The sequence below is a fragment of the Rhizobium ruizarguesonis genome (genome assembly GCF_012349115.1).
Taxonomy (GTDB): Bacteria; Pseudomonadota; Alphaproteobacteria; order Rhizobiales; family Rhizobiaceae; genus Rhizobium; species Rhizobium ruizarguesonis.
On sequence record NZ_PQIG01000115.1, the window covers coordinates 21,642 to 34,140 of the forward strand.

The window sequence follows — 12,499 nt, forward strand, 5'->3', positions numbered from 1 at the left end:
AATCACGTCGTCCTGGTGAAGTGGATCGCTCCCCGCGGTGTAGTCGAAGCGACATGGCGCTTGATCATCATCAGGATCCGCCGGAAACAGCGCTTTGTGGCAAGTGATCGCAAATTTGTTACGGCCGGTCTGGTGATGGGATACAGGCTGTTCGAACAATAGTCCTAAAAGCTACACCTGGTTACATGAGACATCCTGTCGGCTGGTCAGATATTGGACAAAGGCCGAGTACCATTCGTTGGCGCTCAGAGGGTGACAATCTATTTTCGACATTGTCATCACCTTTGTCGGCTATGTGACAAGCGTTCTTGTTCTCAATCCCGTATTTTTCTCCCAAATAACTGGAATCGCAGCAAATTGTTGTTCGTCAGCTCAATCGGCCTGCTTGGCACGAATCTTGAGAGCTATTGCGAGGCAGCGGAACGGCCGCCGCATCCGCGTTGCGGGATAACCGCATTGCTTCGAACACATGAAGGAACTCTAAGCATGGCAGCTCTGCGTCAGATCGCATTCTATGGAAAGGGCGGAATTGGCAAGTCCACTACGTCCCAAAACACGCTAGCGGCCCTCGTGGACCATGGGCAGAAGATCCTCATCGTTGGCTGTGACCCTAAGGCGGATTCTACGCGCCTGATCTTGAACTCGAAGGCCCAGGATACGGTTCTTGATCTCGCAGCAACGAGAGGTTCGGTTGAAGATCTTGAACTCGAAGACGTGCTCAAGGTAGGCTATAAAGGTATCAAATGCGTGGAGTCTGGCGGTCCGGAGCCAGGCGTCGGCTGCGCGGGACGCGGCGTTATCACGTCGATCAACTTTCTCGAAGAGAACGGCGCCTACAACGATGTCGACTACGTGTCTTATGACGTGCTCGGTGACGTTGTGTGCGGCGGCTTCGCGATGCCGATCCGTGAAAACAAGGCTCAGGAAATCTACATCGTCATGTCCGGCGAAATGATGGCACTCTATGCCGCCAACAATATCGCCAGGGGCATCCTGAAATATGCTGCAGGCGGCAGCGTACGCCTGGGTGGCCTCATTTGTAACGAGCGTCAGACCGACCGCGAACTCGACCTCGCCGAAGCGCTGGCTGCCAAACTCAATTCTAAGCTCATTCACTTCGTGCCACGCGACAACATTGTCCAACATGCCGAACTTAGAAAGATGACGGTGATCCAATATGCGCCGGACTCTCAGCAAGCGGCGGAGTACCGGACACTTGCCCAAAGAATACATGACAATTCCGGCAAAGGCACCATCCCGACCCCCATCACCATGGAGGAACTCGAGGACATGCTTCTCGATTTCGGGATCATGAAGACCGACGAGCAGATGCTTGCCGAACTTCAAGCCAGGGATGCCAAGCTGACAGCTGCCCAGTGATCACACGGACACGAGCGCGCAGCGACACGCAAAGCGCCCGCCATCCCGCGAGGGAGGTTTGCCAATGAGGCTTCATTCGGATTTCCCAAGGGGTAGGGTCAATGACCTTCAAATACCACAATGACAGTGACTTTCATGCGAAGCTTATAGCGGACGTGCTTTCGCAATATCCGGACAAAGCAGCAAAGCGTCGCAGTAAACACCTTAGCCTGGCAATGAGCGAAAAGGACGCCGGCGAGGACGCAAGCGCGATTAGCGAATGCCAGGTAAAGTCGAACATCAAGTCTGTCCCAGGCGTGATGACGATCCGCGGATGCGCGTATGCCGGTTCAAAAGGCGTCGTCTGGGGACCGATCAAGGATATGGTTCACATTTCACACGGGCCGGTCGGCTGCGGTCAATATTCCTGGTCGCAACGTCGCAACTATTACGTCGGTCTGACAGGCATCGACACTTTCGTGACGATGCAATTTACCTCCGATTTCCAGGAGAAGGACATCGTTTTCGGCGGTGACAAGAAACTGGAAAAGGTCATCGACGAGATTGCTGAACTTTTCCCGCTGAGCAATGGCGTCAGCCTGCAGTCCGAATGTCCGATCGGTCTGATTGGCGATGACATCGAGGCCGTAGCGCGAAAAAAGGCCAAAGAACACACGACAACCGTCGTGCCGGTGCGCTGCGAAGGCTTCCGCGGCGTGTCGCAATCTCTTGGCCACCACATCGCCAACGATGCAATTCGAGATTGGGTCTTCGACAAGAAAGACTTAAAATTCGAGTCGGGTCCCTACGACGTAAATGTCATAGGCGACTATAACATTGGCGGCGATGCATGGGCGTCGCGCATCCTGCTCGAAGAGATCGGACTGCGCGTGGTCGGCAACTGGTCGGGAGATGCAACTCTCGCCGAAGTGGAGCGCGCGCCGAGAGCTACGCTCAACCTCATTCACTGCTATCGGTCGATGAATTACATCTCCAGGCACATGGAGGAAAAATATGGCATTCCGTGGATGGAGTATAATTTCTTTGGCCCATTCCAGATCGAAGCCTCGCTACGCAACATAGCCAAGCATTTCGGGCCGGAGATCGAAGATAGAACCGAAAAGGTCATCGCCAAATACCGACCCTTCGTCTCGGCTGTGGTCGACAAGTATTGGCCGCGCCTCTCTGGCAAACGGGTGATGCTCTACATCGGCGGACTGCGTCCTCGTCACGTCATCACCGCCTATGAGGACCTCGGAATGGAAATCGTAGGAACCGGCTACGAATTCGGTCACGGCGACGACTATCAGCGCACCGGCCACTACGTAAAGGAAGGCACGCTGATCTACGACGACGTGACTAGCTATGAACTAGAGAAATTCATCGAGGGAATTCGGCCGGATCTCGTCGGGTCCGGCGTTAAAGAAAAATACCCGGTGCAGAAAATGGGCATTCCGTTCCGTCAGATGCACTCGTGGGACTATTCTGGTCCGTATCACGGTTATGACGGTTTCTCGATTTTCGCTCGGGACATGGACATGGCCATCAACAATCCAGTTTGGGGTCTCTACGACGCGCCCTGGAAAAATGACCGCGCTTTGGCGGCGGTTGCTGGGTGAGAACATAGCGTTCGCGCGTAAAAAACGCGCAATGGCTTAAGCGACGCATGTTTCTGGACCGCCCTTAAGCCGCGGCCAGATCGAAAGAGGTGACCCTATGCCGCAATCAGCTGAGAAAACTCTCGACCACGCGCCCCTATTCTGCGAGCCGGAATACAGGCAGATGTTAGCCGAGAAAAAGTTGAACTTCGAATGCCCACACCCTGATCAGGTCGTGTCAGACCAACGCGAATTCACGAAGACCTGGGAATACCGCGAGCAAAACTTGGCCCGCCAAGCCCTTGTCGTCAATCCAGCCAAAGCCTGCCAGCCACTCGGCGCGGTTTTCGCAGCGGCGGGATTCGAGCGAACGATGTCGTTCGTCCATGGCAGCCAAGGTTGCGTTGCCTACTACAGATCGCACCTATCGCGCCATTTCAAGGAGCCGTCATCGGTGGTCTCGTCATCGATGACAGAAGACGCCGCTGTATTTGGTGGCCTGAAGAATATGGTCGACGGTCTCGCCAACACGTACAAGCTCTATAACCCGAAGATGATCGCGGTCTCGACCACATGTATGGCCGAGGTCATCGGAGATGACCTGCATGGTTTTATCGAAAATGCCAAAAGTGAAGGTTCGGTCCCGCGCGATTTCGATGTCCCCTTCGCCCACACACCTGCCTTTGTCGGCAGCCATGTCGACGGCTACGACGCCATGGTAAAAGGTGTGCTGGAGAATTTCTGGAAGGGCACCGCGCGAAGTGAAGCCACCGCTTCTATCAACATCATTCCTGGATTTGATGGCTTCTGCGTTGGGAACAATCGCGAATTAAAACGCCTGCTCGACTTGATGCAAGTGAATTACATGTTCATCCAGGACGCATCAGATCAGTTCGATACCCCCTCCGATGGTAACTTTCGGATGTATGACGGGGGGACCAAAATCAATGACGTGAAGGCGGCGTTGAACGCGGAGGGGACGTTGTCCCTGCAATATTACAACACTCGCAAGACGCTGGACTACTGCAGAGACGTTGGACAAGCGACGATCTCCTTCCGCTACCCTCTCGGCGTCGAAGCTACCGACGAGCTCTTGATGGCGATATCTGGGATTTCCAGGAGAGAAATTCCCGAGACGATCCGCCTGGAGCGCGGGCGACTCATCGACGCGATGGCGGACAGCCAAGCTTGGCTGTATGGAAAAAAATACGCGATCTACGGCGATCCAGATTTCGTTTATGGGATGGCGCGCTTCATCATGGAGACCGGCGGCGAGCCAACCCACTGCCTCGCCACAAATGGCACCTCAGTTTGGGAGGACGAGATGAAGGAACTCCTCGCATCCTCGCCCTTCGGGAAGAATGCACAGGTTTGGCCAGGCAAAGATCTCTGGGCACTGCGCTCGCTACTGTTCACCGAGCCGGTGGATCTCCTGATCGGAAATTCTTATGGGAAGTATCTCGAACGGGACACCGGTACCCCACTGGTTCGGCTGATGTTTCCAATTTTCGACCGGCACCATCATCATCGATTCCCACTCATGGGTTACCAAGGCGGACTGCGTCTTTTAACGGCGATCCTCGACAAGATCTTCGACAACCTCGATCGCGAAACAATGCACGCGGGTGTGACAGACTATTCGTATGACCTCACGCGCTAAGAGCGGCGGCCGGCCAGGCGGCCTATCTCTCAACCAGATATGAAGGCAGACGAATGTCCTCGCTCAACGCCAAAGTCAAAGATGCCTTCCACGAGCTAGCGAGTGAAAGGAGCGGCAGCAAGGGTCCTAAGGCGCGCCGAAGGAATTGCGCGAGGCCAATGGCCCCGGGAACGGCCGTCGGCGGTTGCGCTTTCGACGGCGCCAAGGTCGCACTGCAGCCGATAACCGATGTCGCACATCTGATTCACGGGCCGCTCGCCTGCGAGGGAAATTCCTGGGACAACCGTGGCGCTGCCTCGTCAGGTCCAACACTTTGGCGCACGAGCTTCACGACTGATCTTACGGAAATCGACATCGTAATGGGCCACAGTGAACGGAAGCTCTTTAAAGCGATCCGGGAAATCAAGGATGGGTATGCGCCCGCGGCAATCTTCGTCTATTCAACCTGCGTTACAGCGATGATCGGTGACGACATCGACGTTGTTTGCAAGCGAGCGACGGACGAATTTGCCTTACCGGTGGTGCCGGTCAATGCGCCAGGTTTTGTCGGATCTAAAAACCTCGGCAACAAGCTAGCGGGCGAGGCGCTGCTCAAGCATGTCATAGGTACCGTGGAGCCCGATGAACCAGGCCTTTGCGACATCAACATACTCGGCGAATTTAACCTCTCTGGTGAGTTCTGGCAGGTGAAGCCGCTCTTGGATAAGCTCGGCATCCGCGTCCGCGCCTGTATTCCCGGAGACGCGCGATATCTGCAAGTCGCCTCCGCCCACCGCTCGCGCGCAGCGATGACGGTGTGTTCGACAGCGTTCGTTACGTTGGCACGTAAGATGCAGGAGCGGTGGGACATTCCATTTTTCGAGGGCTCCTTCTATGGCATTTCCGGCACCTCGGAGGCGCTCCGGCGGATCGCCGATCTGCTTGTAAGGAAGGGTGCTGACCCCTCGCTTTTGCATCGCACGGAAATCCTTGTAGCGGAAGAAGAGGAAAAGGTGTGGAAGAGGCTGGAAGCCTACCGACCTCGCCTTGAGGGCAAGCGCGTGCTTCTAAATACAGGCGGCGTGAAATCCTGGTCGGTCGTCCATGCCTTGATGGAGATCGGCATGGAGATCGTCGGCACATCAGTCAAGAAATCGACGCTCGAAGATAGGGAGCGAGTGAAGCAGACCCTGAAGGAGGAGAACCTCCTGTTCGAGTCGAAGTCGCCGCGCGAGCTTTTCTCGCTTCTACTCGACAGAAAGGCTGACATCATGCTGTCGGGCGGACGCACCCAGTATATAGCGTTAAAGGCTAAACTACCTTGGCTCGACATTAACCAGGAGCGTCATCACGCTTACGCTGGCTATGAGGGAATGGTGCAACTTGCTCGACAAATTGACCTGGCAATCCACAATCCGATGTGGCCGCAGGTGCGCGCGCCGGCGCCATGGGAGCCGGCCTTAGTCGTTGAAAAACGAGCGAAAAGAAAAGCGTAAGCGCGTCGAACCAAACCGCGAGATCACTCGCAAAAAATGTTGAGGTCGTACTATGGCACGCGTCGTATCTCAAACTAAGTCGGCGGCGGTCAACCCCCTGAAGTCGTCTCAGCCGCTTGGTGCTGCCTTCGCCTTTCTGGGCGTCGACGGCGCAATACCTCTGCTCCATGGCAGCCAGGGATGTACAAGCTTCGCGCTCGCACTGCTCGTGAGGCATTTCAATGAAGCGATCCCGCTGCAAACGACGGCGATGAACGAAGCCGCGATAATCGTCGGCGGCGCGGATCGTCTCGAAGAGGCAATTCTCAGCCTCAAAGCCCGCTCAAGGCCACGACTGATCGGGATATGCACGACCGCATCGGTAGAGGCCCGCGACGAGGATGTCGCCGGTGACGTCGAAAACATCAAACGCAGGCGGGCGATAGAACTTGTGGGCACCGAAGTGATAGTCGCCAACACGCCTGACTTTGACGGCGCCATAGAGGAGGGTTGGTCTAAAGCTGTTACCGCCGTGATCGAGGCAATAGCGCGACCTGACAAGCAGTATCGCAATCCGAGGAAGATCGCGATCTTGCCTGGCTGGAACTTAACGGTTGCTGACATAGAACACCTGCGCGAGACGGCCGTAAGCTTCGGCCTCGACCCGGTTATTCTGCCGGACGTATCCGGAGCGCTCGACGGCTCCATCCCGGAAGAATGGATGCCGACAACGTATGGCGGCACGAAAGTGGAGGAGATCCGCGATCTCGGTGCGACGATGCAGTGTATCGCAATCGGTGAGCATATGCGGCGACCGGCTGAAGCGCTGCAGAGACTGACCGGCGTGCCGTATGTGCTGTTTAGATCGCTGACGGGCCTAGAGAACGTCGATCGCTTTATTCGCGTGCTTGCCGCTATGTCACGCAAACAGACACCGCTCAATGTCCGCCGCAACCGAATGCAGTTGCAGGATGCCATGCTCGACGGACATTTTCATATGGCTGGCAAGAAGATCGCAATCGCCTCCGAGCCGGATCAACTTTTCCAGCTCTCCGACTTTTTTACTGCCATGGGTGCGGAAATTGCGGCCGCGGTCACCACGACCGGCACTTCGAAGGCGCTCGAGATGGTACCGGCGAAGACCGTCAAAGTCGGCGACCTCAGTGATCTGGAAAGTCTCGCCGCAACGGCCGATCTTATCGTCACACACTCGCACGGCCGAGAAGCTGCCAAACGCCTAGGCATTCCGCTGATGCGGCTTGGTTTGCCCATGTTCGACCGCGTCGGCAGCCAGCACAAGCTTACAATATTATACCGGGGAACCCGCGACGTGATCTTTGACCTCGCGAACATCATTCAGGCTAACCACCCTCCGGACTCCCAGCCCACTTTACTCAAGCGACAGGCGGGAATCGCAAAATGAGACCAATTCGCCGCCTCTCGCTCTTCAATGGCAGACTCCACCAACAGCGGCCGAAACGGCAGGTGACCAGCTTGCGAATTGCGAACGTCACGCAAGATATGGAGGGACTGAACGCGTCGTTTGAGTCGGCCAGACCATTCGCTATCTACGACGCGATACGCGACGCGTGGACCTTCGTGCAAGCCGCTGGGTTCGAGGATATCTCCGACGAGATCGGAAGACACCGGAGCGAAGGTGATGACTGCACTGGGAAAGGATAGCGGCGTTAGACAGCTGCCGGCTCGCATTTTGTCTGGCAATCGGCGCGCCTTCGGCGGTCACATATGTCATTGCCAGAACTCGCTAAATCGGAGGAATCTATGACAAGCTCATGCGTGACTCGCGACGGGTCCCGATGGATGCCGGAATATCTGGATTCGATCAACCCTGCGATGTGCATCGGCTGCGGTCGCTGCTTCAAGGTCTGCTCACGTGAGGTCATGCACCCCTACGGCATCGACGAGGCAGGTGAAATGCTCGGTGTCTGCGATGGCGAGGACGACTTTAATGGTGAGCTCAGTCGCGTGATCATGGTCATTGATTATCCCGGCCGCTGTATCGGCTGCGGAGCGTGCGCCCGCGTCTGTCCCAAGAACTGCCAGACTCATATCGCCGTTGATCATCGTGCGGTGCACGAATCTTGAATTCCGCTCCGAGCGGTAGAAGCCGCCGGCGCCGTCCACATTGCGAGACTATCGCATCGGTTCGAAGACGTGGAGAAGGCGGCATGGCAGCTTAGCGTGAAAGCAAATCCGGCTTGCGACGCGAAGCTCTTTCTAGGCATCCAATCTGCCATTCGGGGGCAATCATCACAGGAAACACCAGGTCGAAAGTCCAACGATCTGAAGAGAGGAGGCATTGAACTGTGCATTAAGCCGCGACGACAGACTTCCAGTTACACCCTTGGGCGGCCGAAGCGAGCTTCGAAATTTGACAGCAAGATCCAACCACGAGCGTCTAAATGAGGTACTCATGAGACCATTAGATATTTCTGTCGTTGGAGCAACCGGGGCGGTCGGAACGGCCCTGATCAAGTTGTTGGAAAAAAGCGAGATAAAGATCAATCGACTGCGACTGTTCGCCTCCAGTTCGGGTGCGCGCCAATTCAAGTTTCGAGACCAAACATACTTAGTTGAGGCACTCCGCGACATTAGCGATATCGGTGATACCAAAACCGACATTGCATTCTTCTCTGCAGGCGGCGACGTAAGCGCCGTATGGGGACCTCGGTTCGCATCCCAAGGAGCCTTGGTGATTGATAACTCGAATGCCTTTCGAATGAGGCCTGACGTACCCCTCATCGTACCACAAGTTAACGCGTGTTCACTTACGGTTCGTCCACCGTCTGGAATAGTAGCAAATCCAAATTGCTCCACGATACAGCTGGTTCGGGCACTGCGACCGCTGATAGCGACGTTCGGCGTTAACCAGGTTCTTTTGACCACCTATCAAGCCGCCTCAGGAGTTGGCCTGCGCGGGATTAACGAGCTAGAAGACGGTGCCGTAGCCTGGCTCGAGGGGAGCACCGGACCCGCTGCGGAGAGCTTCCCTGTCCCTCTTGCATTCAATGTCATACCTCAGATCGGAGAGATTTCCCGTGAAGGCGTGGCTCTAGAGGAACGCAAGCTGGTTCAAGAGTCACGGAAGATCTTCGGTATGCCTCATCTGCAGTTAACCGCCACCTGCGTTAGAGTGCCGGTAAAGACGGGCCATTCCGAGGCGGTATACGTCGAGTTCGACGATCACGTTCGACTAGAACAGGTCCGTGAGCTCCTGGCAAATGAACCAGGTGTTCGACTTTATGCTGATGAAATTCGCGACGGATATCCAACGCCGCGCTATCTGGGAGATCCTGCAGATGTTCACGTCGGTCGGGTCCGAGTTAATCCAGAGAATCCGCGCGGGCTGTGGATGTGGGTTGTAGCCGACAACGTTCAGGTTGGAGCGGCACTCAACGCACTCCTCATCGCACAGCTTGCGATCGCCAATAACTTGATGGATGAAACATGAAGACGACCATTGTCAAATTCGGGGGTTCGAGTTTTCGAGATCCTTGTGATTACGCTCGAGTTGCTCAGCATCTAGCTGAGCTGCGGGCTGCAGGCGGAGTCAAGATTATCGCCGTGGTCAGCGCAATGTATGGAATGACCGACAAGCTGAAAGCAACCATGCTTGGCGTCAACAAAGAAGCATCACCATCGAATCTCGATGCGGCACTTGCCACGGGCGAGATGCTGAGTGCCTGCATGTTGGAGGCTGCAGTCAGTCGCCTCGGGATTCCCGTAACGTCGTTGAATGGCTATGCCCTCGGGATACGCACTAATTCAGACTTCGGCCGGGCGTCAGTTGAAAGCGTCGATCCTCAGCCAATCAGGGCTGCACTTCAGGAGCATGACATTGTCATTGCCGCGGGTGGTCAGGCAATTGATCAGTCGGGCAAACTAACGTTTCTCGGCAGAAACAGCTCCGATCTGACAGCAGTCGTGATCGCTGCCATGTTAGGAGAGCAAGCGTGCGAAATATATTCAGATGTTAAGGGCGTCTACACGGCAGATCCTCATCTTGTACCAGGGGCACGATTCATCCCGAAGATTGGGTATGGGACACTTGCGCAGATGTCGCGGCAGGGCGCTAAGGTGCTGCACCATAGGGCAGTGGATTATGCCAAAAAGCACGCAGTCACCATAGTTTGCAAAGCACTGACTAGTGACGGAGTGGCGACGGGCACGATCATCACAGGCCACGGATACTCCGGTTCCGTGACAGTAGCACGCGACGCAGCAGTATTAGCTGTCGCGAGTGTTGCAGAACGCGACACTCTCCTTGTGCTTCTTGATCAACACGATATTAGCTCGATATTCTTTGAAGAGGACGGCAGGCCCTGCCTTTGCATCATAACCGACATCGATTTTGCGATGCGCCTTGTCGCATCGGCAGGCACGCGCGCGGTCGCCATCGGATCAAGGGTCGTGGTGACCGAGCTTAATGGCGCGATGTCGCGCGTCCACCTTCACGTTGACTACGAGAGCGCCTTGGCACATGCGCAAAACATCCACGAACAAATGTATCCTGCAGCCGTTCGCGATCTTGTGATAGAGAACGACTAAACAGCGCCACAGGCGACGCCCGAATGGAGGCGGCGGCGAAGTCGCTTGATCTGGCCATCGGTTAAGGGATGCTTCGACTTGGTAGCCGGGTGATCGTTAGCGACGATCGCCTGTTCCACCGCCCTGATAACCCCGGCACATCGTCGAGTTCAACATGCAGTCGTCATCGCAGGGACAGGGCGCGGACAGACGCGACCGGTGAATTCGAAAAAGTTATTGTCGAATGCAGGTTCTGGATCGCCGCTTTCCAGTTGTGGTAGACGAGGACAGTGCAAAGCGGCTGAAATCAACCCTTCACCTTGCAGCGCGCCAGCATCTCGTCCTCGTTCCGGCGCGCTCTTGATGCCCTTGCGCCGGCCCTTGGTCGCTAGACTCATCGCGCAGGTACTTCGCATTCTCGGCCCATTGATGCGGCCGGCGGCAATCCGCGCCGCGGTGCTATATGACTAGCGGCCCCTTGATGACATAGCGGTCGGTCTTCAGCGCGCCTCCTAGCTGCCAACGGCTCGCGCAAGCCCCTGTACGGCGGGAGGAGAACTCCGCCGGCGGAACGCCCTGATCGGGTTGGAAAACCCAGGGGCGTATGGTCCCCTTGACGCAGAAGGCAACGCTTGAGAGGACTGCTGGCGCAATCAATCGGCACAAAAATCGCAGCTCACGAAGATGATTGCGCTGTTTGATATTCGTTAAACTGTTCCGCAGAATGGCCATGCAGCGCCAGGTAATCGCTACCTAGGGCAGGCTCGCTTGTCGAAAAATGTACGTCGCCCCTGTACGATGTGGCACCGCGAAACCTGTTCCTGCGCCGAGATATCTGAGGAATTGAGTTTGCTGTCGCAGATGCTGTCATAGCCGCCGCACTTCTTGATCCAGCTCGAGCGCAGGGTGCGATCTAACCCCGATTGCGGTTGCGACGCTAAGCGCGGTGCCGGCGGATGTGGTGCCGGGCACATTTCGGACACAAAACATGCCCGCGGGCCCACAATAAAAATGGCAGACTTGGCCAGCGCAAGCACCGCGGGCGTGATCCAAAGTCACCCGAGGGCTAGCTTTCATAGAGTCGCGCCGCTTAAGGCAGGATTTTTCGGTTCAGGTCGAAGCATGATAGCCTCAGAAACCGGCGACCTTGGCGAGCGCCCGCTTCTCGCGGCGGCGCTGGACCGAAGAGGCGATGTTCATCGCCTCCCGGTATTTCGCAACCGTGCGGCGGGCGAGATCGACGCCGCCCTTCTTCAGCATGTCGACAATATCGTCATCGGAAAGCACCGCCTCCGGGCTTTCCTGCAGGATCAGCGCACGGATCTTGTGACGTACGGCCTCAGCCGAATGACTGTCGCCGCCAGCGACGGCGCTGATCGAGACGGTGAAGAAATATTTGAGTTCGAAGAGGCCGCGCGGCGTCAGCATATATTTGTTCGACGTGACGCGGCTGACTGTGGATTCATGCATCTTGATCGCCTCGGCGACCGTCTTCAGGTTCAGCGGGCGCAGGTGATCGATGCCGTGCTGTAAGAAGGCGTCCTGCTGGCGGACGATTTCACTTGCCACCCTCATGATGGTATTTGCCCGCTGATCGAGGCTGCGCGTCAGCCAGTTGGCGGTCTGCATGCAATTAGAGAGGAAGGCCTGAACCTCTGCATCCTTGGTCTTGGTCACGCGAGAAAAATAGGACTGGTTGACCAGTACGCGCGGCAGAGTATCCGGATTGAGCTCGACCAGCCAGCCGCCTTCCGAGGAGGCTCTGACGACCACATCCGGCATGATCGCTTCGGAAACACCCGCTTCGAAACCGCTGCCGGGCTTCGGATTGAGCTGGCGGATCTCGCCGAGCATGTCGAGAAGATCTTCCTCGTCGACGC

General features: G+C 56.3%; 9 protein-coding genes. 8 read left to right on the forward strand and 1 reads right to left on the reverse strand.

The annotated features are described in order from the left end of the window. Positions 1 to 486 precede the first annotated feature (486 nt). The 8 genes from nifH (at position 487) to C3Y91_RS31670 (ending at position 10,640) form a co-directional block, all read left to right on the forward strand. Positions 487 to 1,380, forward strand: coding sequence for a nitrogenase iron protein (gene nifH, locus C3Y91_RS31635; protein WP_018517739.1), 894 nt, complete (start codon positions 487 to 489; stop codon positions 1,378 to 1,380). A gap of 101 nt (positions 1,381 to 1,481) precedes the next feature. Then, a complete protein-coding gene (gene nifD / locus C3Y91_RS31640) occupies positions 1,482 to 2,978 on the forward strand; it encodes a nitrogenase molybdenum-iron protein alpha chain (protein ID WP_168576220.1) in 1,497 nt (498 codons plus the stop codon). Between the two features lie 97 nt (positions 2,979 to 3,075). Then, positions 3,076 to 4,617, forward strand: a complete 1,542-nt coding sequence (gene nifK / locus C3Y91_RS31645; RefSeq protein ID WP_168576221.1) for a nitrogenase molybdenum-iron protein subunit beta — start codon at positions 3,076 to 3,078, stop codon at positions 4,615 to 4,617. A gap of 53 nt (positions 4,618 to 4,670) precedes the next feature. Next, positions 4,671 to 6,092 carry a nitrogenase iron-molybdenum cofactor biosynthesis protein NifE gene (nifE, locus tag C3Y91_RS31650; RefSeq protein ID WP_168299474.1) on the forward strand — a complete coding sequence of 474 codons (1,422 nt, stop codon included), beginning with the start codon at positions 4,671 to 4,673 and terminating at the stop codon, positions 6,090 to 6,092. A gap of 52 nt (positions 6,093 to 6,144) precedes the next feature. Further along, positions 6,145 to 7,494 carry a nitrogenase iron-molybdenum cofactor biosynthesis protein NifN gene (gene nifN, locus C3Y91_RS31655; protein ID WP_168299475.1) on the forward strand — a complete coding sequence of 450 codons (1,350 nt, stop codon included), beginning with the start codon at positions 6,145 to 6,147 and terminating at the stop codon, positions 7,492 to 7,494. A gap of 359 nt (positions 7,495 to 7,853) precedes the next feature. Then, the gene (gene fdxB, locus C3Y91_RS31660) at positions 7,854 to 8,177 is read left to right on the forward strand and encodes a ferredoxin III, nif-specific (RefSeq protein ID WP_163879785.1); all 324 of its coding nucleotides are present in this window, start codon (positions 7,854 to 7,856) and stop codon (positions 8,175 to 8,177) included. Between the two features lie 328 nt (positions 8,178 to 8,505). Continuing rightward, on the forward strand, positions 8,506 to 9,543 hold the full coding sequence (locus C3Y91_RS31665) for an aspartate-semialdehyde dehydrogenase (RefSeq protein ID WP_168299477.1): 1,038 nt from the start codon (positions 8,506 to 8,508) through the stop codon (positions 9,541 to 9,543). Next, complete coding sequence (locus C3Y91_RS31670; RefSeq protein ID WP_168576222.1) at positions 9,540 to 10,640, forward strand: amino acid kinase family protein; 1,101 nt, start codon at positions 9,540 to 9,542, stop codon at positions 10,638 to 10,640. The genes C3Y91_RS31665 and C3Y91_RS31670 overlap by 4 nt, the downstream gene beginning before the upstream one ends. Before the next feature lie 1,110 nt (positions 10,641 to 11,750). Here the strand turns inward: C3Y91_RS31670 and C3Y91_RS31675 are convergent. Continuing rightward, positions 11,751 to 12,499 (reverse strand): RNA polymerase factor sigma-54 (locus C3Y91_RS31675; protein WP_168576223.1); only part of this gene is annotated, 749 nt, incomplete at its 5' end.